The 21,900-nt window shown below is 32.1% G+C and carries 24 protein-coding genes; 6 read left to right on the top strand and 18 right to left on the bottom strand.

What is annotated here, in order from left to right:
- Positions 1-127 precede the first annotated feature (127 nt).
- Positions 128-1,237 carry a 5-methyltetrahydropteroyltriglutamate--homocysteine S-methyltransferase gene (locus tag LQ686_RS07530; protein ID WP_025907369.1) on the top strand — a complete coding sequence of 370 codons (1,110 nt, stop codon included), beginning with the start codon at positions 128-130 and terminating at the stop codon, positions 1,235-1,237.
- 56 nt (positions 1,238-1,293) lie between these two features.
- On the opposite strand, the gene LQ686_RS07525 is transcribed toward LQ686_RS07530, so the two are convergent.
- The 3 genes from LQ686_RS07525 to LQ686_RS07515 form a co-directional block, all read right to left on the bottom strand.
- Positions 1,294-1,773 carry a cupin domain-containing protein gene (locus tag LQ686_RS07525; RefSeq protein ID WP_025907371.1) on the bottom strand — a complete coding sequence of 160 codons (480 nt, stop codon included), beginning with the start codon at positions 1,771-1,773 and terminating at the stop codon, positions 1,294-1,296.
- Positions 1,774-1,785: 12 nt separating this feature from the next.
- A complete protein-coding gene (locus LQ686_RS07520) occupies positions 1,786-2,499 on the bottom strand; it encodes a YebC/PmpR family DNA-binding transcriptional regulator (RefSeq protein WP_025907373.1) in 714 nt (237 codons plus the stop codon).
- 122 nt (positions 2,500-2,621) lie between these two features.
- Entirely contained in the window at positions 2,622-3,269 is a 648-nt protein-coding gene (locus tag LQ686_RS07515) for a Bax inhibitor-1/YccA family protein (RefSeq protein WP_037589997.1), read from the bottom strand.
- A 316-nt stretch (positions 3,270-3,585) separates the two neighbouring features.
- On the opposite strand from LQ686_RS07515, the gene LQ686_RS07510 reads away from it, so the two are divergent.
- Positions 3,586-4,395 (top strand): LysM peptidoglycan-binding domain-containing protein, encoded by an 810-nt coding sequence (locus tag LQ686_RS07510; RefSeq protein WP_107565404.1) that lies wholly within the window; start codon positions 3,586-3,588, stop codon positions 4,393-4,395.
- Between the two features lie 304 nt (positions 4,396-4,699).
- On the opposite strand, the gene LQ686_RS07505 is transcribed toward LQ686_RS07510, so the two are convergent.
- The 7 genes from LQ686_RS07505 to LQ686_RS07475 form a co-directional block, all read right to left on the bottom strand.
- Positions 4,700-5,698: an inorganic phosphate transporter gene (locus LQ686_RS07505; RefSeq protein WP_025907379.1), complete on the bottom strand. Its 999-nt coding sequence runs from the start codon at positions 5,696-5,698 to the stop codon at positions 4,700-4,702.
- 13 nt (positions 5,699-5,711) lie between these two features.
- Complete coding sequence (locus LQ686_RS07500; RefSeq protein WP_107565403.1) at positions 5,712-6,329, bottom strand: DUF47 domain-containing protein; 618 nt, start codon at positions 6,327-6,329, stop codon at positions 5,712-5,714.
- 209 nt (positions 6,330-6,538) lie between these two features.
- Entirely contained in the window at positions 6,539-8,473 is a 1,935-nt protein-coding gene (locus LQ686_RS07495; protein ID WP_107565402.1) for an ABC transporter permease, read from the bottom strand.
- Complete coding sequence (locus LQ686_RS07490) at positions 8,463-9,224, bottom strand: ABC transporter ATP-binding protein (RefSeq protein ID WP_025907385.1); 762 nt, start codon at positions 9,222-9,224, stop codon at positions 8,463-8,465. Before LQ686_RS07490 ends, LQ686_RS07495 begins: the two co-directional genes overlap by 11 nt.
- Positions 9,225-9,273: 49 nt before the next feature.
- Positions 9,274-10,335: a sensor histidine kinase gene (locus LQ686_RS07485; protein WP_107565401.1), complete on the bottom strand. Its 1,062-nt coding sequence runs from the start codon at positions 10,333-10,335 to the stop codon at positions 9,274-9,276.
- A 1-nt stretch (position 10,336) separates the two neighbouring features.
- Positions 10,337-11,020: a response regulator transcription factor gene (locus LQ686_RS07480; protein WP_107565400.1), complete on the bottom strand. Its 684-nt coding sequence runs from the start codon at positions 11,018-11,020 to the stop codon at positions 10,337-10,339.
- Between the two features lie 9 nt (positions 11,021-11,029).
- Positions 11,030-11,956, bottom strand: a complete 927-nt coding sequence (locus LQ686_RS07475) for an NAD-dependent epimerase/dehydratase family protein (protein WP_107565399.1) — start codon at positions 11,954-11,956, stop codon at positions 11,030-11,032.
- A gap of 118 nt (positions 11,957-12,074) precedes the next feature.
- Between LQ686_RS07475 and LQ686_RS07470 the strand changes: the two genes are divergently transcribed.
- Positions 12,075-12,578: a GNAT family N-acetyltransferase gene (locus LQ686_RS07470; RefSeq protein ID WP_025907393.1), complete on the top strand. Its 504-nt coding sequence runs from the start codon at positions 12,075-12,077 to the stop codon at positions 12,576-12,578.
- Between the two features lie 45 nt (positions 12,579-12,623).
- Here the strand turns inward: LQ686_RS07470 and LQ686_RS07465 are convergent, their stop codons facing one another.
- The 5 genes from LQ686_RS07465 to LQ686_RS07445 form a co-directional block, all read right to left on the bottom strand.
- A complete protein-coding gene (locus tag LQ686_RS07465; RefSeq protein WP_107565398.1) occupies positions 12,624-13,658 on the bottom strand; it encodes an alpha/beta hydrolase in 1,035 nt (344 codons plus the stop codon).
- Between the two features lie 47 nt (positions 13,659-13,705).
- Positions 13,706-14,770 carry a YkvI family membrane protein gene (locus tag LQ686_RS07460; protein ID WP_025907397.1) on the bottom strand — a complete coding sequence of 355 codons (1,065 nt, stop codon included), beginning with the start codon at positions 14,768-14,770 and terminating at the stop codon, positions 13,706-13,708.
- A gap of 112 nt (positions 14,771-14,882) precedes the next feature.
- On the bottom strand, positions 14,883-16,313 hold the full coding sequence (locus LQ686_RS07455) for an MDR family MFS transporter (protein ID WP_107565397.1): 1,431 nt from the start codon (positions 16,311-16,313) through the stop codon (positions 14,883-14,885).
- 74 nt (positions 16,314-16,387) lie between these two features.
- On the bottom strand, positions 16,388-16,885 hold the full coding sequence (locus LQ686_RS07450) for a hypothetical protein (protein WP_107565396.1): 498 nt from the start codon (positions 16,883-16,885) through the stop codon (positions 16,388-16,390).
- Positions 16,886-17,002: 117 nt separating this feature from the next.
- Positions 17,003-17,317 (bottom strand): CHY zinc finger protein, encoded by a 315-nt coding sequence (locus LQ686_RS07445; RefSeq protein ID WP_107565395.1) that lies wholly within the window; start codon positions 17,315-17,317, stop codon positions 17,003-17,005.
- A gap of 137 nt (positions 17,318-17,454) precedes the next feature.
- Between LQ686_RS07445 and LQ686_RS07440 the strand changes: the two genes are divergently transcribed.
- Both LQ686_RS07440 and LQ686_RS07435 read left to right on the top strand, forming a co-directional pair.
- Complete coding sequence (locus LQ686_RS07440; RefSeq protein ID WP_025907403.1) at positions 17,455-17,754, top strand: ArsR/SmtB family transcription factor; 300 nt, start codon at positions 17,455-17,457, stop codon at positions 17,752-17,754.
- A 19-nt stretch (positions 17,755-17,773) separates the two neighbouring features.
- Positions 17,774-18,718 (top strand): cation diffusion facilitator family transporter, encoded by a 945-nt coding sequence (locus tag LQ686_RS07435; protein ID WP_025907406.1) that lies wholly within the window; start codon positions 17,774-17,776, stop codon positions 18,716-18,718.
- 60 nt (positions 18,719-18,778) lie between these two features.
- Here the strand turns inward: LQ686_RS07435 and LQ686_RS07430 are convergent, their stop codons facing one another.
- From LQ686_RS07430 to LQ686_RS07420, 3 genes are read right to left on the bottom strand one after another with little or no spacing between them, the layout of a single operon-like run.
- Entirely contained in the window at positions 18,779-19,513 is a 735-nt protein-coding gene (locus tag LQ686_RS07430) for a metallophosphoesterase family protein (RefSeq protein WP_107565394.1), read from the bottom strand.
- 18 nt (positions 19,514-19,531) lie between these two features.
- Positions 19,532-20,179, bottom strand: a complete 648-nt coding sequence (locus tag LQ686_RS07425) for an SDR family oxidoreductase (RefSeq protein ID WP_025907410.1) — start codon at positions 20,177-20,179, stop codon at positions 19,532-19,534.
- A 14-nt stretch (positions 20,180-20,193) separates the two neighbouring features.
- Positions 20,194-20,727, bottom strand: a complete 534-nt coding sequence (locus LQ686_RS07420; protein ID WP_025907412.1) for a CHAP domain-containing protein — start codon at positions 20,725-20,727, stop codon at positions 20,194-20,196.
- Between the two features lie 178 nt (positions 20,728-20,905).
- Here LQ686_RS07420 and LQ686_RS07415 point away from each other — a divergent pair, with 178 nt between their 5' ends.
- Positions 20,906-21,856: a hypothetical protein gene (locus tag LQ686_RS07415; RefSeq protein WP_025907415.1), complete on the top strand. Its 951-nt coding sequence runs from the start codon at positions 20,906-20,908 to the stop codon at positions 21,854-21,856.
- The last annotated feature ends 44 nt before the right edge of the window (positions 21,857-21,900 follow it).

Below are 21,900 nucleotides of genomic sequence, written 5' to 3'. Positions count from 1 at the left end.
GTGTTTAATCTCCTCCTTTTTATTTATTATATCAAAACTAAATTGACATCGATGTATTACTTTGGTATTTTTAATTAATATTGAATTTTTCAGAATTTTTAGAGTATATAAACAGGAGTGAAGTAAATTGACAGAACAATTAAGACCTTTCCGTGCCGACCATGTAGGTAGTTTACTAAGAACCGAGCCTTTAAAGAAAGCTCGTCAACAATTTTCACAAGGTACGATTACACAAGAAGATTTAAAGAAAGTTGAAGATCAAGAAATCGATAAGATTATTGAAAAACAATTAGAAGTCGGACTGAAAAGTATTACAGATGGTGAATTCAGACGTTCTTATTGGCACTTTGATTTCTTAGAAAACTTAACAGGCGTAGAAGATTATGAACCAGAAATTGGTTTAACATTTAATGGCGTAGAAACTAAAAAACATGACGTAAGAGTTGTAGGAAAAGTTCAATACAACCCAGACCATCCTCACTTCGCACATTTTGATTATTTACATAAGCAAGTAAACGGAAGAGCTGTAAGTAAAGTATCTATACCAAGTCCAAACCAGTTATTCCATCCAAACATATTAAACCATGAAATCTATCCAGATATTTATGAATATGCGAAAGATGTTTCAGAAGCTTATCGTCAATCTATTCTTAAATTCTATGAATTAGGTTGTCGCTATTTACAAATTGATGATGTATATTGGGCTGGATTAGCAGCAACAAAACAATTAATTAAAAATAGAGAGCGTTCTGAAGAAGAAAAAGCAGAAGCTATCAAACTAGCAGCAAAAGTTGTCAACGATGCATTAGCTGATTTACCAGAAGACTTATTGATTACAACTCATATTTGTCGTGGTAACTATCAATCATCATGGGCAATTACGGGTGGTTATGAACCAATTGCGAAAGAACTATTTACTGAAAAGCTACAAGGCTTCTTCTTAGAATACGATGACAATCGTTCAGGAGACTTTGAACCATTAAGACACTTTGATAGAAACGATGCATATATTGTATTAGGTTTATTCACATCAAAAACTGGTGAACTTGAAGACAAACAAAATATTCTTGATCGTTTAGACGAAGCAACAAAATACGTTTCAAAAGATCAATTATGCTTAAGTCCTCAATGTGGTTTCGCTTCAACAGAAGAAGGTAACATCTTATCTGAAAATGAGCAATGGCGTAAATTATCTTATGTCATCGAAACTGCTAAAGAAGTATACGGAGAACTATAATTACGCAAAAAATCCCAATCCGACACATTCGGATTGGGATTTCTTTATATTAAACTTTAAATTGTTTCGAAAGCATATTTTTCAATTACTTCTTGATGTTGTGGATACTGTTCAATTAATTGAGCCTGCGTAAACAGTTCAAATTTTTCAAACTGGAATCCTGGTGCACACATACATCCTACAAGTGCATAGTCATTGTCACCTTCAACAGTTGAAGCAAATATCACGCCTTTTGGTACGAGGGCTTGTAATACATCTCCCTCTTCAACATTTGGACCGACTTTAACTTTTTCATAATGTCCATCCGGATAAATCATATGCACAGTCAATGTTTGCCCTGCATGATAATACCATACCTCATCAGATTCTATTCTATGAAAATGCGAAATATTATTTTTTTCTAATAGAAAATAAATACTTGTATATAACGCGTTGCCATCATTTAAAGCATGTTCTGATTTAATCGTTTCATGATAGAAACCACCTTCAGGATGTGGTATTAAATTGAGTGCACTTATCCATTTCTCTTTATTCATCTAAACACTCCATTACAAGTCAACATTGTGGAATACTTGTTGTACGTCTTCTAAATCCTCAATTGCATCGACTAATTTTTCAAACGTTTGTAAATCTTCTTCTGATAATGTTACTTCTGATTGAGCTAACATTGAAAGTTCAGCTACATCAAAATCTTCTACGCCATTTGCTTTAAGCACATTTTGAACTTGTGCAAATTGATCTGGTTCTGCGTATACAATTGTTAACTCTTCTTCTTCGATAACATCTCTTACATCTAAATCTTCTTCTAATAATAGTTCGAAAACTTCATCAGCAGATTTTCCTTTAAATGCGAATACAGCTGTATGGTTGAACATGTAAGCAACTGAGCCTGATACACCCATATTACCGCCATTTTTACCGAATGCTGCACGTACATCACTTGCTGTACGGTTTACGTTATTTGTTAATGCATCAACAATTAGCATTGAACCACTTGGACCGAAACCTTCATATCTTAATTCATCAAAGTTTTCTTCTGATCCGCCTTTAGCTTTTTCAATTGCTCTATCTATAATATGTTTAGGAACAGAATAAGTTTTAGCTTTTTCTAATACAAATTTAAGATTTTGGTTTGATTCTGGATCAGGTTCACCTGATTTAGCAGCTACATATATTTCTCTACCAAATTTAGCATAGATTCTACTTGTATTTTTGTCTTTTTGGGCTTTTTTATCCTTAATATTATTCCATTTACGTCCCATATTTCCATCTCTCTTTCAAGTGAGTTATTTAACATACTTATTATACAATAATGATTACATCTGGCAAAGTTTACAAATCAAAAAATGTCTGAGACACGATGATTGCCTCAGACTTGTTATGTTTAATCTTTTAAAATACTTGCGAGTCTTAAAATGTGCATAATGATGTTGAGTAAATTAATAAACAAATTAAAGCCCATCTCTCTTGGAGAGAAGTTCCCTAGTTTCATACGGTTAAAATCATACACAGTATAAAGTAGAAACAGTCCAATACCTATTACAGATAACACTGTATGGAAAATAGGATTATGGATGAATATACCTAATAAACTTGCGAAGATTAACGCGATTAATGTTACAAATAAATATTTTCCTAAACCTGAAGCATCATCAATCATAAAGTAACCGAGTATACCAAAAGCAGCAAATGCACCAATTGCTAAGGCAATATTGCCATAAAACGCTTGTGTACCTAATGTGCCTAAATAATACATAAAGGCCGTATATGAAATCACGCCGATAAAGAATGCATATATATTTGAAATTAAACCGCCAAATTTTCTAGACGATTTTACAAATAATGAAATCATAATGAGTACAAACAATCCAATTGTAATTGGTAAATGTAATGCAGGTGGTACGAATTGACCTACATATGTCCCAACTCCAAAGATTACCCAATAATATAAGAAGTATAGCCATGTTTTTCTAATGGCTGAACCATGAGTATCTGTATGTTGATAAGATGCATATTGGTTATCATAATTCATCTTTAATCATTCCTTTTTATAACGTAATACCAACATTTTACATACTATTTCTCTATATATCAAACGTCATGTCTTCTATAATTTGTAACATTCATCATACATACATAAATTACCATATTCCATATAGATACGCTCACAACGGTTTTGGCGCACTTCAAACAATGTAAAAAAGCAAATATTAATTATTGTGTTTTTATTACAAAGTGATTACATCAGGTACATACAATATTATTTTTGTTACCATTACGTGTATAGAAGAAAGTTCATTTTAGTATTCTGTTTTTATATATTATATATACCTAAGGAGGATAAGCCTTTGAAAAAATTTGCATTCGCAGTAACAGCTGTTTCTGGTGTTGCAGCTATAGCAGCTCATAACGATGCCGAAGCTTCAACTCAACATACTGTAAAAAATGGTGAATCTTTATGGATGATTGCAGACCAATATGGTGTATCTGTTAATCAACTGAAATCAAGTAACAATATTTCAGGAAATATGATTTTCCCAGGGCAAGTCATTACTGTAAACGGAAGTAGTTCAACGGGAGGAAGCGGTTCTCAAGAAACAGAAACTTCAGGCTCTACATACACAGTTAAAAGTGGTGACTCATTAGCAGTAATCGCACAACAAAACGGTGTTACAGTTGACCAACTAATGAAATCAAATAATTTACAAGGTTATATTATCTATCCTGGTCAAACTTTAAAAATTGCTGGTGGAAGCGGTAGTGATACTACAACTACTCCTTCAAATAACACACAACCTACTCAAACAGGTGGCAATAAATCATTCAATGACCAAAACTTATATGACTGGGGTCAATGTACATATTACGTATTTGATCGCAGAACACAAGCTGGTAGTTCAATCAGCACATACTGGGGAGATGCTAAATATTGGGCAGGCGCAGCACAAGCTGACGGTTTCCGAGTAGACGGCACACCTGAAGTAGGTTCAATTATGCAAACTACAGCTGGACAATATGGTCACGTATCATATGTAGAATCTATTAACGCAGACGGAAGTCTATTAATTTCAGAAATGAACTATAATACGCCTCCAGGTGTTAAAGATTACAGAACAGTCCCAGCATCTCAAGTATATAACTATTCATATATTCATTAATAAAAAAACCAGTTCAGAAGACGAACTGGTTTTTTCTATGCAGAAAATTAGATTGTAGTAGTTTTTATTATCTGGGCTAACTATCATTATTCTGAATTGTGGTAGTTAGAATCGGCTAACTTCCATTATTTCGAATTCTGGTAATTAGATGAGCTCTCTCTTACGGACATTTCTCGGAATTATGTCCCTAACTCAGAACATCTCCCCACAAAAAATTCACCTATCACTAAATTTCTCCTCCCCTTCTCAATTTTCCCATACAAAAAACATCCAACCTTAAAGAGTTGGATGTTTAAATGATTGCTTATACGAATAACATACAAATGTGGTAAACGATGAAAGCTAAAAGAATTGATACTGGTAAAGTTATAATCCAAGTAATAATCATTCTTTGTGCTGTTGTCCATTTAACACCTTTAACACGTTGTGATGAACCTACACCTAAAATAGATGAAGATACTACGTGTGTTGTTGATACTGGTAAGTGAATGAATGTAGCACCGAAAATAACGAATGCTGATGATAAGTCAGCTGCTACACCGTTAGCTGGACGGATTTTCATAATGTTTCCACCAACTGTTTTGATAATTTTCCATCCACCTACTGCAGTTCCAAGACCCATTGCAGTAGCACAACTTATTTTAACCCATAATTCAATATCTGTTGTAGATTGCATATTAGCTGAAATAAGCGCCATTGTAATGATACCCATTGCTTTTTGAGCATCGTTTGTACCGTGTGAGAATGCTTGTAATGCTGCTGTACCAATTTGGATAAATCTAAAGTTTCTATTTGTTCTTGTTAAATTATTATTTTTAAATACGACTTTGAAAATAGAATATACAATGAAACCAACGATAAACGCTAAAATTGGAGATGCAATTAAAGCTAATATAATTTTTGAAAATCCTTGGTAATGTAATATTCCAAATCCTGCAGAAGCAATAGCTGCACCTGCAATTGACCCTATTAATGCATGTGAAGATGAACTTGGAATCCCGAAATACCAAGTAATAAGGTTCCACGCTATAGCAGAAATCAATGCTGCTAAAATAACGACTGAACCATTTTCTAATTTAAACGGATCGACAATATCTTTAGCAATTGTTTGTGCTACACCTGTTGCCATTAATGCCCCAACAAAGTTCATAACCGCTGCTAAAATAATCGCATGTCGTGGTTTAAGTGCTTTTGTAGATACTGCTGTAGCGATTGCATTGGCTGTATCATGGAAACCATTAATAAAGTCAAAAAGTAACGCACACACAACAATAGCTACGGTAATAATGAGTAAACTATCCATTTTTTAAAACTCCTTAGCTATTTTTCATAATAATTTGTTCTAATTTGTTTGCTACTAATTGACATTTATCTGCTACATCTTCAAGAGATTCATAAATATCTTTAATTTTTATTAATGTTACTGGATCTGTTTCACTGTTGAAAATATATTTAATTGATTGTCTTAAAATACCATCACAATTCGTTTCATATTCTTTAATGTTGATAGAATGTACACGAATGTGTGAGAATTTCTTCTCAGCTACTAACGTTACAGCAATCTCAATTTCTTTAATTGCTGCTTGTATATTTTTCACGAATTCTGCCATGTATTCATCTGAATAACTGATAGAGTACATTTCAAACATTGCTGAAGTTTCTTCCATTTCATCTAATACATCATCTAATGCATCACATAATTCTAAAATGTCTTCTCTTTCAATTGGTGTAATGAAAGTTTGATTTAAATCAGTAATCATTTGGTGCATAAGATCATCACCATTAGACTCATAGGCTTTAATTTTATCTGAATAAGCTTTTAAGTCGAAATCTGAATTAAAATCCATTTCTCCAAATTCAACTGATGCACGACTTAAATTCTCAGCTATAGCTTCTAACTGAATACCAAACTTATCCTTCTTCTTATTAAACATTAGTAATCCTCCCAAAATTTACATCATAATTTATGTAATTACTCTTTCATTGTACTCTTTCAAAATGAATTCGACCACAGTTTATTAATTTATTTTTGAAATTTTAACTTGTCTGTAAACTTTACGTAAACACAAAGTTCACATTGGTATTTTATAACACAAAAAAAGGCTAATGACAAGCACTAGCCCTTTTTTAAATTTTTTTATTTTTAAAGTACTCTTTGAATCACGCGTTTAGAGTGGATATATGCTAAGAAAGCAAACAGAATATAGATTAATGAATAAAGTGACATTACGATCAGCACTGGTGTATAGAATGATTGTCCCATAAAGAACCAAGCTGATTTAGCCGCGAAATATCCGTGACATAATCCAATGATTAGTGGTAACGCAAAGTTAAATCCAATTTTCAGTGCAATACCTTTAGACATATCTTTAGATGTATAACCTAACTTTCTTAAAATAATGTAGTTTGACGTTTCATCTTCAGTTTCATCAATTTGTTTAATGTAAATGATACATCCTGTAGATAGTAAGAATGCGATACCTAAGAACCCAAGAATAAATAGCATAACTCCGAGGCTACTTTTAGAGTCATTATAAATTTCATGATATGACATAGATGACTCGGTTTTACTTTGTACTTTACTAAAGATTTTTTCTGCTTTCTTAACATCTTTATCATTTGTTAAGTTCACACCAAATTGCTGATTCATGTCATCATTTCTAGCTTCATGTTTTTTCATTTGGTCGAATGTATGATCTGACACAACATAAACAGGTGCATTATAAGAAACCATTGAAGATAAATAATTTTCTTTACTAATAGATTTCACTTTAAGATGATGTGTTTGATTACCCATTTTGTAGGACATTTTTTCTTGATCATTAACTGTAGTCACTTTATCAAGAAGATCATTAAACCCTACAACTGCAACTTCATCGTCTTTCAATTTCAGATCTTTAAATTCAGATGCTTTAGCAACTGTTGATGGTGAATTTGGTTCTGCTCCAGTTGTCTCATTAGCACCTTTAAGCACTTTTCTATCATCAATAATATAACGTGTCACATCATAATTACGTTCTTTATATTGAATATGCTCAGCATCTAATGCTTTTTTAAATTGTTGATTTGCATCTTTATTTACAAAAATATAATCATCTGGTGATGTACTTCTTGCTGTTTCTTCGGCATTGTAGTACTGAACGTAACTCAATGCTAGTAGGCCGACTGACATAGCTGACACTATTGCGATAATTGTTAGTGATAAAGCATTTGTTTTCATTTTGTGCATAATAGACGAAGTTGAAACAACATCTGTCACGCTCAGCATACCTTTTTTATATTTACGAATGGTATTAAATATTAATGAGATTGAACATCTGAAGAGCAAGTATGCACCCACTATTGTTAAGAATAAAATGGTAAGCATTCTTATATATAATGTTGCCATTCCTGCATCGCTAAGATTATCGAACATGACACTTGATAAATAATAACCACTTATAATCATGACGATGCCAATTGCACCAAAAATCAATTCATATAGTTTAATTTTCTTAATTTTAGTATCTGTTGCATTGTATTCATGCATAAGTGCTAAAATTGTCTTTCTTTTTATAAATATTGCATTTTGAAAAGCGATAATGATATAAATCGCAATCATGAGTATAATTGTTTGAACGAAAGCTTCAATGCTAAAATTCAAATGTGCTTCTTGTTGGACGCCGATGATTTTATATAAAATCATCAATAATATTTTAGAAGAGAAAAATCCTAAAATAGATCCAATCACAGCTGTTAATGTGAATAATACAAAGTTTTCTAAAGCAAATATTTTAAAGACTTCACGCTTTGTCATACCAATTAATTGGTACAATCCCATTTCTCTCGATCTTCTCTTAATAAAGAGTTTGTTGGCATAAAGAAGAAATATAACGATGATAATCGTCAATATTGTTACGCCTACTTTAATAGCTGCGCCAACTCTAATACCTGATTGAACACTATTTAAATCTTCAGAGAACCTTAACGTGACAAATCCGAAAAAGAGCATGACACTCATCGTTATTGAAAAGACATACATACTATAATGTCGAATGTTACGTCTTAAATTCTTAATAACAATTTGATTAAAGCTCATTTACAACACCACCTAACACACTTTGTGTTTTGATGATTTCTTTGTAAAATGTCTCTCTATCATCGTCTCCTTTATAAAGTTCAGAGTAGATCTTTCCATCTTTCAAGAAGATGACTCTGTTTGAATAACTTGCTGCTGATGAATCGTGTGTAACCATAACGATTGTTGATTGTGTCATTTGATTCATTTGATTTAATTTATTCAGTAAATCTGAAGCAGATTTAGAATCTAATGCACCAGTTGGTTCATCAGCAAATATAATGGATGGTTGTGCTATAAATGCTCTTGCAGCTGATGTTCTTTGCTTTTGACCACCAGAGATTTCACTAGGATATTTATTTTGTATATCTAAAATACCTAACGCCTTACTAATTTCTTCAAATCTTACTTGCGCTTCTTTTTTAGAAATTTTTTGAATGGTTAAAGGTAACATGATATTTTCTTGCACGGTAAGTGTATTAAGCAAATTATATTCTTGGAATATAAAGCCCAGCTCTTTTTTTCTGAAATTAGACATTTGTCTATTGTTCATGTTCTGTAGTTGATGACCATTAATTTCAATTTGCCCTGTTGTCGCATAATCAATGGAACTTAATACATTTAACAGTGTCGTCTTTCCTGACCCAGATGGCCCCATAATACTAATGAATTCACCTTTTTCAACAGTCATATCTATTTGTTTCAACACTTCTTGTTGATTTTTTTTAGAACCATAAACTTTAACGAGTTGTTCAGTTTTTAATATGCTCATATTCAAAACTCCTTTGTAATTTGTTTATGATTCCATCTTATAGCCTTTTTTACAATTCTTCCTTTGATTCATCGTACATTTTCATGTTTGAAGTGACATTTTTGTCACTTGTTTGTTCTACCGTTGTTAATTCATTTGGTTGTGGGAAAATAAGCAATACTGTCGTTCCTTCACCATAAGTAGATTTCACATTAACTTTAATACTTAATCCTTCAGTAATTTCTTTAACTAAATATAGCCCCATTCCTGTGGCTGTAGACTCACGTCTATTTGTCGTTGAAGTAAAGCCTCTTTCAAAAATACGTGGTAAGTCTCGCGCTTTAATACCTCGCCCAAAATCTTGAATTTTCAAGTATGTTTGACCATTTTGTTCATAAGTTGAAATGATAATATCTTTATTCTCCGTATATTTCAGAGCATTACTTATGAGTTGTCTAATGACAGTTCGACACCATTTTTCATCTGTATAAACTTTTTCATCTTCAATTTGAATATCATACCCTATGCCTTTAGCCATGCTAATATTACGTGCATGTTGAATTTCTTTTATAACCATCTCTTTTAAAGCATAATGTCCAAAATAAAAATCATTACTTTTAGAACTTAAACGTCTAATATAAAGTTGCTGATCCAGTAAGTAGTCGATTCTGCTCCACTCATATAATAAATTCTTTTTTAAATCCTGTTCCTCGATTTGGTCTAATAATAACTTCATTGCAGTGATGGGTGTTTTGACTTCATGTATCCAATCTAGCAAATCATTTTTAGTCGCTTGTATTTCTTTATTTTGATTATGAATGGTACGTCTCGTACGCTCCTCATAAAGTTGAATATAATCAAAAACGATCTTTTCATATGTTGATTGATTCAATTCTTTATGTTCAATTTCTTTAATCGGCATATCATTTTTTAATGCACTATAAAATCTTGTTTCTCGCGTGTAAATCAACCATATAAACACGATAAAAATAATCAAATTTATACCGATTAAATACAAAGCGCTTTTAAAAGAAAAGGCCACATCTAACCAGCTCGTAAGCAGTATAGTAACTTGCATGACTATATACAGTAATATCCAAATCCATCTTTCTTTCAGAAACGATTTGATCATTTTATCCCTCCGGCTCGTGCGCAATATAGCCTTTACCTACTTTCGTTTCAATTAAATCATTGAAGCCAATTTCAGTAAGTTTCTTTCTTAAGCGATTAACATTAACAGTTAATGTATTGTCACTCACAAATTGTTCATCATCCCATAAAGCAGTGATAATCGTATCTCTACTCACGATTTCATTTTTATGATTTAGTAAAATCTCTAAAATAAACATTTCATTTTTAGTTAACGAAATTTCAATATCATTCTTTTCAATAATATGTTTACCATAATCAACGCGTGCTTTATGCCATAACTTAATTCTAGGCTCATCTTTATTATATTGATAAACCCTTCTATAAATTGCTTGAAGTTTGGCAACTAGCACTTCTGTGTGAAATGGTTTCTGTATAAAGTCATCAGCACCTAGTTCCATACTCATGACTTGGTCCATCGGGTGATCCCTTGAAGATAAAAATACAATTGGTATATTAGACTGTTTTCTTATCGCACGACACCAATAGAACCCATCATATTGAGGTAACTGTATATCTATAATAACCATGTCCGGTTGCAATGCTTTATATTCTTCAAACACGGCTCCAAAATCATTTATGCCATGTACTGACCAATCCCATTTTTCTAGTTGTTGTTTCAAAGCATTAAATAAAGTTTCATCGTCTTCAATTATTAGTAATTCCATACTATCCCTCTACTTTGTATATTTTTTAACTTCTCCTGCTATACTACGTAGTTGAAAATCTTTAATTCTACAATCAACTTCGAACCCCTTCATCGTTACATTATGAATAGGAGCTTGTGATAAATAATATATACTCCAAGGTAATCTCGGTACGTAATTAAATAAATGAACCATAAATTCATTTGTTAATCTTAACTTTCTAAATTCTAACATGCCATTATCTTCATATAAATCTACAGTAAGTGAACCACCAATAACTTTGAACTGTATAATATCTTCGTCAATATTTGGATGCACTCTTTTTAATTTTAATAATGGTTTACTGCGATGTTGGAAATAAACATAATAAATATCTCCAATTAATTCTGTTCTCACTAACGTTCCACTTGTTTCTTGTAACCATTGGAAATAGTATTTCACAACATCTTCTAAATCCCATTTATAAGGAATTGGCATTCTATCAACACTTCTAACATCATCTATTTTAGACTTCTGTAATTCTATCGATACAGCTGGTCGCTTAATAGATTGTTCTGTCACTTGAACTTCAATTCCCGTTGAACTTAATATTTCCATCGTTTCTATATCAAAAGGAGAACCTTTAATGTATATAATTTTTTTAACATTATTGACTTTACATGCTTTTGCCATATTATGACTCGCGATAATATTTAAATTACGTGCAGTACTTTGAGTTAACTTCGCTGATTTCTTGTTTGGATCTAAATAATAAATTGCAATATCTATATCTTTTAAAGCTTCAATCATATCTTTAAGTACAAAAATATCGCACTTTCTCCATGTAACTTCATCATCTAACATCATATCTGATTCATACTTTGTAATCGTATATAGATTGCCGACATCTTTTAATGTACTGATTAAATGCTTGCCTATATACCCTGATCCACCTGAGATGAGTACATTCTCTTTCATTTTAAGCACTCCTTTATATTCGGACTTTACATATGTGTTATACTATTTATAACTTATTATTTAATTACCATAAATATACCACTGATTGTAATTTATAAATAGAAATAGGAGACATTTTATGAAAGAAATCATACGCGAAATTCGAATAAATGATGTTGAAAACTTTAATAAATTGTTAGATAGTGTGATTAATCAATCCGAATATTTACTCTTTAATCCAGGAGAACATCAAATATCTATACAAAACCAAACTTTATTTCTAGAAGAAATGATTACGACAAGTAACTCTACAATCATTGTTGCAGAATTGAATGATACATTAATTGGATATGTAACGATCCAAGGTGGCAAAACCAATCGAAATCGTCATGCCGCGAAAATTGCTATGGGTCTACTTCCGACATTTAGAAATAAAGGAATTGGATTTAAACTACTTCAAGAAACTGAAGCTTGGGCAGTGAGAAGACAACTGCATAGACTCGAGTTAACAGTCGTTACGGAGAATGAACCGGCATACCGATTATACGAGAAATTTGGTTTTAAAGTAGAAGGAAAGAAAGAACAAACATTGTATTTTAATGATAAATATTACGATGAATTTATGATGGCAAAATTATTATAAAAAAAGGCAAACTCATCACGTATTTCGCGTAGTTTGCCTTTTTTATTATTTATCTTTTTTTATCACAGTTTCAGAATCTTGATTCGCATTGTTTTCATATGGAGACTGTTTCGTATTAGCCCCTAGAAACATCATGACGTTATTATAATTCTTCTTAGATTCTTTCAAGTTCATATGGAATTGGTATTGATGACGTAAGCCGTGCGTACCATCAAAGAATGTTGTAGTCGTTTGAACACCTTGCTTTTTAAGAACTTCATCAAACTCTCTATTTTGTGGATCAAATGGGTCAGCATCTCCCACTGTTAAAAATGTAGGTGGATACTCTTTTGTCACTTGATCAACGGTAGATAGTTGATTAATTCTTGCAAAGTTCTTTTCCCATTCTTTAGTACCCGTATAACTTGTCATAAATAAATCAATTCTTGGAAATTCTGTAGATCTCACAGTTTGCATATTATATAACCCACCAAAAAGAATGGCAGCTTTTAAATAATCTTTTTTAATACTTGGCTTCATACGCATTTGCTGTTGCAATTTATCATTTGTTTGTAAAGCCACATATTGACTGGCAATTTGTGCACCTGCAGAGTCTCCGCCATATATAATTTGTCTATAGTCGATATTAAATTTATTTCTATGTTTTAATGTATATTTAGTTGCTTGATCTAATTGCTGTATTGGTGTCGGATACTGGTAATCAGGTGCTAAAGCATAATTTACATTTACGATGATATATCCTTTTTCAGCAATTTGTGCTAAGTATGGATTCTTATGTCTTTTGTCTCCCGCTATAAAACCACCACCATGCGTCCAAAATATGACTGGCAGTTTCTCACCTTTTTTCATTCTTGAAGGCATAATAATATCCATTTGACTATTTGGTGCACTATGACCATAAGATACATCACGTATCAATTTTACTTTCTTATTGTTTAGTAATAATTGATTGGCTCTTTGAGCTTGTAATTGTGCTTCCCTTTCTTTATGTTCCTGATATTTGTTATAACCGTAAAACCCACTTACAACAACGATGATCGCTACAATCAATATAAACAATCGTCGTTTTTTTCTTTTCATATGTTCACTTCCTCATGTAAGAAGATAGTTTAACATATTCAATTATTTTATGCGATATGTTTTTTGTTATCACTTTTTCGTCTAATATATTTAACAACAATGGCAGCACAAATCACTAAACCTATAACACCCATAGCTGGATATAATTTATCAATCAGTGATGAGAAACCTACAAAGCTTAAGCCATAAGCGATTACCATAGATATCGTCAGTAATACAACGTATTTTTTAGAAAATGGTACAGTAAACCTTGCTGTAAATGAGTACATAAGTCCTAAAATCGTGTTGTACATAACCATAAGCATAATTACTGATAATGCAAAACCAATAATAGGTGAAATTGTTCTAGCGAGTTCTAACGTTGGTATCTCGATATCTTTAATATTAGGATATTCAACTAATAATCCAGCATTGATAAGCGCTAATAATATTAAATAAATAATACCACCAATAATGCCACCTAATCCTGAAATACGACGTTTATCAGCATCGCCACCGATGGCAACTAATGTACTAAATCCAACTGAGAACGCTAAACCACCATAAATAAATCCTTGAGCTATTCCCCAGAAAAGACTTGGTGATTCAACTGTATCATTAATTTCAGAAATACCTACTTGACCATTCACAAAAAAGTAACCTGCGATTATTAATATGACAATGATTAAAAACGGTGTGACGACACCTAATGCTTTTATAATTTTATCGAAGTCTAATAAAAGCGTGATATAAATAAAAATACACATAATTAAAGCACCTAACCAAGTTGGCACCCCAAAACTTTCATTAAATGCTGATCCAGCACCAGCTATCATCGTTACTGATATACCAAATAAGAAAAATATTAATACATAATCTATAACGATACCTGCTTTACCGAATAAATAATTAATCGTTGAGCTATGGTCATCTGCATCGAGTGCCGTACCAATCTTAGCTACTTGTCTACCAAAAAACGCCAACATTATACCAGATATAATAACTCCTATATACCCGTATAAACCATAGTGGGTAAAAAATTTCATTACCTCTTGCCCTGTCGAGAACCCTGCACCAACAACGACCCCAACATAAGCAAACCCTATTTTTGTTGCTTCTTTCAAATTTGACACAAACTTTCCTCCTCATAATTTTGTTCAACATAATGATGTATACCCACTATTCACGAAAGTATTCCAAAAATTAAGAGCAAGACTATAAAAATCCTGCTCTTTTTCAATATATTTATGAATTATCTTTAATTGATTGACTATAATTCGCTCTTGTAACTGTCAATCCGACAATGATTACTAAAGCGAGTAATACAATACCAAACCAGTATGACTGATGAATACCTTGCGTCATAGCATGATTGATTTGATCAACTGTAGGATTCTTAATACCTTCTAATGCTGCTCTTTGTCCACCGTTCATAATACTTACAAAAATCGCAATACCTAATGCGCCACCTATTGGCTGTAACATATTGGATACAGCTGTACCGTGTGGATACATTTCTTTTGGTAAAGCGTTTAATGCATTTGTATTTGCCGGCATCAATACTGCAGAAATACTAATCATTAAAATAATATATACAATAACAAATATCCATACTGAAATACCTGGATGAATCGTTGAATAAAATATTGAGACACATAATAACACAATTAATCCTGGTACAACTAGTTTTCTTGGACCAACTTTATCAAATATGGCACCCATAAATGGTGATAAGAAACCATTTAATAAAGCACCTGGTAATAAGATTAATCCAGCAACTTTAGCACTGAATCCCATTGGACCTTGTAAGTACATAGGCATTACAATTTCAGAAGCAAACATTGTCATAATCACAACAACGAAAATAATAACACCCTTTGTATAGTTATGGTATTTAAATACTTTCAAATCTAATAAAGGTTCTTCTAATTTAAGTTGTCTAAAGACAAATAGTATCATCGCAATAATACCAATGATAAGCGTGATGTAAATTGATGGACTTGAGAAGCCACCTTCAGTAGTACTTACTGATGAAACACTATATATAATAGTTGCAATACCAATTGTTGATAAAATGATTGAGAATACATCAATTTTCGGTCTTGTAATTTCACCAACATTTTGTAAATATCTATATGCGAATATAAACGTAAATAGCATGAATGGGATAACGATTAAAAATAACCATCTCCATCCTAAATAATCAACAATAACACCAGATAACGTTGGTCCTAATGCAGGTGCAAACATAATGACTAATCCGAATTGACCCATAATTTTCCCGCGTTCGCTCTCATTGTATAGCATGAGCATTGCATTCATGACAGTTGGAATCATAAGTCCCGTTCCAGCTGCTTGAATCATTCTACCTACTAATAACATTGGGAAGTTAACGGCTAACCCAGCTGTTAAAGTCCCGATAGAAAATATTGTTACTAACCCTAAAAATAACCGCCTCGTTGTAAACCATTGATTTACGACTGCAGACAATGGCGTTAGTACACCCATTACTAACATGAAACCAGTTGCCATCCATTGGACAGTTGGTGCATCTACATCAAATACTAACATTAATTCTTTTAATGCAATATTTAAGAGCGTTTCATTTAAAATCATGAAAAATGTACCAACTAAAAAGACAATCATAATTATTTTTCTTTTAAACTGATTCTCCATTTTTTTTCTCCTAAATTTTATTTTGTAACTTTTCTATAATGCCATAAAAAATAAACCTAGTCAAAAGACTAGGTTTATGCATTTTGAGATTTGGATAGTTGTGAAAAATCTACCACTACTTGATCCATTCTCTTAGCTGTTTCTTTCATTATATTTCTAGCAACTTTATTTTCTGGGTCTATCTTAAGTATTTGCTTACTTATATCAAAAGCTTGTTTGTCAGAAAGTAAAGGTTCCGGTATAGCATGTAATAGAAGCATTTGTAATAAACTTTTAACTTCTTTATGATCTGTTAAAATCATCGATCTTTCAGCATGATAATATGCTGAATGAAATGCGCCATCATGTTCACTATATGGATAAACGTGTAACAAGAACGCTAAGTCATGAAGTTCACTTGTTTCTCCCTTCTTAATACAGTCTAATATAAATGTATAAAACATCGTACTTTCTTCTTCGTGAGCTGCTGAAATAAAGTGTTCTTCAAATTCTAAGAAATCCACTTCGGACATCAATCTATATGCAGTATCAAATTCGCCACTTAATATATGACCTTTAATCAAATCCTTCATTCAATGTCCTCCTTTTCTCTCTATGCAACATTCACATTCATTTCAATGATAAATTTTTAAAGTCAAAAATATTATAACATGTTTTGTAATAAATTACCTTTAAAATAGAAAACCAACTTAAATTTTAAAATATAAATGATGGTGATACTTGCATCGGTGATTAAAGCGAGCATCACAATTTGGGCATACCTCTTTTAACATATAATCATTGATGGATATCGTTTCTTTACAAACGCCACATAGTATCGCGTGTTCATCAAATTCAGACTGATCCCATCTCTTAATGTCATGCTTTTCACATTCATTATGGCACTTGTAACAAGGATAGAATTTATTACAACATTTAAATTTAATCGCGATGATATCTAGCGGCGTTTGATAATGTTCACATCTAGATTCATTATCTACAGTTAAGCCATGTATTTTCACCATAGTATCCTCCAAAAAATTTACTTTAAGTGAACATCTCACAAATATAGCTATTTTGTCAATTTATAATGATTTGACAGATACCATAAATTTTAATAAGATTAACATATGAACATATATTCATATGTTAGGAGAATAATATGACTACAAATACTATTTTAGATGATGAAACACTATTACTTGTATCACAAACTTTTAAAGCATTAAGCGATCCAACTCGCGTAAAGATATTACATTTATTATGTACCGGAAGACATTCTGTAGGTTGTATAGCTGAAACACTTTCACTCAGTCAATCTTCCGTGTCGCACCAATTAAGATTTTTAAAGAATCTTAGACTTGTTAAATTTGAACGTGAAGGTAAAAGTATTTATTACTCAATCGATGATGATCACGTTATCTTATTATTAAAACAAGCCATCGAGCATGCCAAACATTAACAATTTAGGAGGTGTTTTCATGGGACATGAACATCATGGACATGACCACAACCATGTTCATACAAATAATAAAAAAATACTACTCATTTCATTTATTATCATTGCCGTATTTATGATAGTAGAAGTGATTGGTGGATATATTACAAATAGTTTAGCTTTACTATCAGATGCTGGACATATGCTAAGCGACGCCATTTCACTCTTTATTGCATTAATGGCATTTAAATTCGGTGAACGTGTTTCCAATAAGAATAAGACATATGGCTACAAGAGATTTGAAATTTTAGCAGCTTTAATTAATGGTGTCTTGTTAATTGCTATTAGTATATATATCTTTTATGAAGCTATTTCTAGATTTATAGATCCGCCAGAAGTCGCTTCCACAGGCATGTTAATCATAAGTACAATCGGTTTACTTGTTAATATTTTCATAGCTTGGTTAATGTTTAAAGGGTCTGATACGAAAGACAACTTAAATATGCGTGGTGCATTCATTCATGTACTCGGAGATTTATTAGGTTCAGTTGGCGCAATCGTAGCAGCACTCATTATGATTGCATTCGGTTGGAAATTAGCTGACCCAATAGCAAGTGTTATTGTGGCACTATTAATTATTAGAAGCGGATATGGTGTTACGAAGTCTGCATTAAATGTACTGATGGAAGGCACTCCATCAAATATCGATGTTCATGAAATATCTGAAACGATCAAGTCGCACCCAGATATAATAGAAGTACATGATTTGCACATATGGTCCATTACAAGTGATTTAACAGCCTTAAGTTGTCATGCAGTTGTAGATAAAGATAAGACTGTGGAGGAATGCGACAGTATAATAGAAGAAATCAATCATAAACTTATTCATAAATCTATACATCACGCAACAATCCAATTAGAAACACCAGATCATCAGCATGACAGTTCCCTACTCTGTTGCATGGAACAAACAGAACACGTACATTAAAAAAACAGAACACGTACATTAAAAAAACAGCCACAACATCAATGTTGTGGCTGTTTTCTTCTATATGAATGATTCAAATATTAATTGTTTGCCTGGTACTTTCTTATCATCAAATCCTTCTAAGAATGGTTGATTATCATAAGGTACTTTGACTCTTTCTACGTTTATGGCACCATCTTTAACTTCTACAATGCCATACACAGCGTATGCACCGTTATTTAACCCTACTGATCCTGGATTAAAATATATTGTTTCTATATCATCAAAGTGATGTAACACGTGATTATGTCCGAATGTAACAAAATCTGCATCTACGCCGTTAAATAATCCGTGTACATGTTCTAACGAAGGATCTACGATTGGTTCAAATGGATCTTCACTAATATGCTTATCCATATTTTCTTCGAGTATTCGATAATGTGTGAAATAAAATTTTAAACCGTCTATTTCTTTTGTAACTTCACGTTTAAGTTCATTTAAAAAGGTATAATATTTACTATCTAAATGTTCTACTATCCATTGATGATGTTCATAGAACTTACTTTTCAAACTTTCTGGATATGGTTCGTTGTTAACGACTGACATAATCGCTTCATCGTGATTACCTGCAATGTATGTCATATCTTTTCTGCTTGTAACTGCTTCAAGAACTTCGTTTGTACAATGGCCAACACCAATATTATCACCTAAGTTATAAATGTGATCTATATCCGTGCGATTATCGATATCTGAAAGTACCGCGTTTAATGCATCGATATTTCCATGTATATCTGTCAAAATTGCGAATTTAACCATCATAAGACTCCTTTATGATTATTGATTAAATTGATCAACCGCTTCTTTAATTTCAACATCTCCTGAAACGACTTGGAATTCTTGACCAATTTTCTCATCATTGTTTAATACTTCAACCAAGACAGTCGCTACATCTTTACGAGGTATTTTACCACGTTCTACTTCTTCAGCTAATGTAACTGTTCCTATAGCATCATCATTTGTTAATGCACCAGGGTGAACGATTGTATATGGTATATTAGCATTTCTTAAATGTTCATCTGCATAGTGTTTAGCTATTGTGTAAGGTTTTAAATCTCCTTCAAAAGCTGATCTTCTTGTATCAAATGAAGATACCATTACAAAATGTTTCGTACCTGCTATTTTACTTGCTTCAATAGATTTAACTGCGCCGTCTAAGTCTATAATAATTGTTTGGTCTGCACCAGTATGTCCACCTGAACCTGCTGTAAACACAACTTTATCTGCATCTTTTATTTTTTCAGAAATGTCATTGATATCGTCATATTCAAGATCTAGTGGTGCTGTTGTTGCACCTAAGTCTTCAAAGAAACTTGCTTGACTGTTTTTTCTAATACCTGCAACAACTTCATTGCCTTCTGCTACTAAATCTTTAACTAAATGTCTTCCTATTTGTCCATTAGCACCTATTACGAAAATCTTCATTATAAAACACTCCTTTAAATTTTTTCATGTATAAAACGATAGTTGTGTAATCTATCTGGCGTGATTAACCTTGAAGTCACTTCATATGGCTTTTTATAGTTCATATCAGAAACAACAATTGAACCATCATTTTTTACTTCTTCAACTATTGCGACGTGCCCTAGTTCACCATAATCTGTTTGTAAGATTGAGCCTTCACTAGGTTGTCCGTTTACTTTATAGCCTTCTTCTTTTGCACGGTCATCCCAATGTTTAGCGTCACCCCATGATGAACTAATTTTTTTATCAATTTTCAATCTTTCTTCAAATACATAAAATGTACATTGACCTTCTTGATAGTAATTACCAAGTGAACGGTCATCTGTTTTATCATTCTTTTTAATTTGTTCCGTACGAATCGCTACTTCTTTTTCTTTCATCTGCTTCTTTACGTCTTCAACATAATGATTTAATAAATCGAATCCACCTTGGCTTTTAAAAAGCATAACCATGGTAATAATAGCGACCCATGTTGCAAGGTAAACGATGAAGCGGAATAACTTTTTCATAGCTCACTCCTATAACTAATGTACCTCAAATATATGAGTTAAAACGTAGGATATCAAATAAAGTGCTTATAACTTTTTTGAAAAATTCACAAATGCAAGAAAGTTTTTGACAATTAAATGACATTTACATAGTTTTTTATGGTACCCTAATGATACAAAAAGACAAGAGGTGAATCATATGTTCAAGTTCCAATTGGATTACTTTAGAAATGGACAGGGATTCCATTTAAAAACTATTCTATTTTCTATTTTAGCATCAATCGTTATGGTTCTCATAATGTTAATACCGGGTGTATTATTCTTAATCGGTGGTGTCTCACTCGCTTCATCACAAGACTTCTCAGGTGAACCTTCTGGCGGAGGATTAGCAATATTCTTTGTCACTATGGTACTCGGCTTTTTATTAACACTTGGTTTATATATCTTTGTTTTAATTCCTTTAGCTTATGGCATGATTAAATACTATAAAGATACAGACTTAGGTATTGGGCCAAACTTTAGTGATTTATTTATGTTCTTACGAAAAGGAAACTACGTTAAAACATTAAAACTTACAGTTATTATAGGTGTTATCAGTGTTGCAATGTACATAGCGATTTATATTGTCGTATTAGTTGTTGAACTAATCTTCTTTGCAATATTCGGAACATCTATGGCTATTATGCAACCAAGCGGTTCAAGTGAAGCTTTCGGCGCAATGTCTATATCATTTGTAATTATCATGTTATTTATGATTTTAGTTCTATTCGCAGTGTTTATTCCATTATATTATGTAGTGATATTTATTATGAACACAGTACTTGTTCATATTGATCAAAGATCGTTACCAACATTCACTAAATTCTCAATTGGTTGGAATATTACAAGTAAAGGTCCTAATAATGCTTGGAAATTATTATTCAGTAACTTACTTTATGTTGTTGTTGCATATATTGTTTTAGCTATTATTGGTATCGTTGTTGCAGTTGTTGTTTCATTTATGCCAGCAGTATTACAAGTTATATTCGCGGTACTTGGATATATTGTGTACTTTATCTTTATGTTTATTGTTTCATACTTCATTTACGGAAGTGTAATGAACTTCTATCATAAAAATAAAAATGCACTTTACCCTCCAAATAACCAGTAATCCTAATTGATTACATATAAAGCGCTCAATCTAGATTCAATAGA

The sequence above is a fragment of the Mammaliicoccus sp. J-M41 genome, assembly GCF_022385935.1.
In the GTDB taxonomy this organism is placed as follows: Bacteria; Bacillota; Bacilli; order Staphylococcales; family Staphylococcaceae; genus Mammaliicoccus; species Mammaliicoccus sciuri_A.
This window is presented reverse-complemented; position numbering and strand designations above follow the sequence as displayed.

Excerpts from the sequence above, each read along its gene's own strand:
- LQ686_RS07420 (WP_025907412.1), bottom strand. The coding sequence starts at position 20,727 with ATGAAAAAGTTATTCCGCTTCATCGTTTACCTTGCAACATGGGTCGCT.
- LQ686_RS07455 (WP_107565397.1), bottom strand. The coding sequence starts at position 16,313 with ATGGAGAATCAGTTTAAAAGAAAAATAATTATGATTGTCTTTTTAGTT.
- LQ686_RS07495 (WP_107565402.1), bottom strand. The coding sequence starts at position 8,473 with ATGAGCTTTAATCAAATTGTTATTAAGAATTTAAGACGTAACATTCGA.
- LQ686_RS07490 (WP_025907385.1), bottom strand. The coding sequence starts at position 9,224 with ATGAGCATATTAAAAACTGAACAACTCGTTAAAGTTTATGGTTCTAAA.
- LQ686_RS07440 (WP_025907403.1), top strand. The coding sequence starts at position 17,455 with ATGACTACAAATACTATTTTAGATGATGAAACACTATTACTTGTATCA.
- LQ686_RS07475 (WP_107565399.1), bottom strand. The coding sequence starts at position 11,956 with ATGAAAGAGAATGTACTCATCTCAGGTGGATCAGGGTATATAGGCAAG.
- LQ686_RS07425 (WP_025907410.1), bottom strand. The coding sequence starts at position 20,179 with ATGAAGATTTTCGTAATAGGTGCTAATGGACAAATAGGAAGACATTTA.
- LQ686_RS07445 (WP_107565395.1), bottom strand. The coding sequence starts at position 17,317 with ATGGTGAAAATACATGGCTTAACTGTAGATAATGAATCTAGATGTGAA.
- LQ686_RS07470 (WP_025907393.1), top strand. The coding sequence starts at position 12,075 with ATGAAAGAAATCATACGCGAAATTCGAATAAATGATGTTGAAAACTTT.
- LQ686_RS07435 (WP_025907406.1), top strand. The coding sequence starts at position 17,774 with ATGGGACATGAACATCATGGACATGACCACAACCATGTTCATACAAAT.
- LQ686_RS07430 (WP_107565394.1), bottom strand. The coding sequence starts at position 19,513 with ATGGTTAAATTCGCAATTTTGACAGATATACATGGAAATATCGATGCA.
- LQ686_RS07515 (WP_037589997.1), bottom strand. The coding sequence starts at position 3,269 with ATGAATTATGATAACCAATATGCATCTTATCAACATACAGATACTCAT.
- LQ686_RS07480 (WP_107565400.1), bottom strand. The coding sequence starts at position 11,020 with ATGGAATTACTAATAATTGAAGACGATGAAACTTTATTTAATGCTTTG.
- LQ686_RS07525 (WP_025907371.1), bottom strand. The coding sequence starts at position 1,773 with ATGAATAAAGAGAAATGGATAAGTGCACTCAATTTAATACCACATCCT.
- LQ686_RS07505 (WP_025907379.1), bottom strand. The coding sequence starts at position 5,698 with ATGGATAGTTTACTCATTATTACCGTAGCTATTGTTGTGTGTGCGTTA.
- LQ686_RS07500 (WP_107565403.1), bottom strand. The coding sequence starts at position 6,329 with ATGTTTAATAAGAAGAAGGATAAGTTTGGTATTCAGTTAGAAGCTATA.
- LQ686_RS07520 (WP_025907373.1), bottom strand. The coding sequence starts at position 2,499 with ATGGGACGTAAATGGAATAATATTAAGGATAAAAAAGCCCAAAAAGAC.
- LQ686_RS07465 (WP_107565398.1), bottom strand. The coding sequence starts at position 13,658 with ATGAAAAGAAAAAAACGACGATTGTTTATATTGATTGTAGCGATCATC.
- LQ686_RS07415 (WP_025907415.1), top strand. The coding sequence starts at position 20,906 with ATGTTCAAGTTCCAATTGGATTACTTTAGAAATGGACAGGGATTCCAT.
- LQ686_RS07450 (WP_107565396.1), bottom strand. The coding sequence starts at position 16,885 with ATGAAGGATTTGATTAAAGGTCATATATTAAGTGGCGAATTTGATACT.
- LQ686_RS07485 (WP_107565401.1), bottom strand. The coding sequence starts at position 10,335 with ATGATCAAATCGTTTCTGAAAGAAAGATGGATTTGGATATTACTGTAT.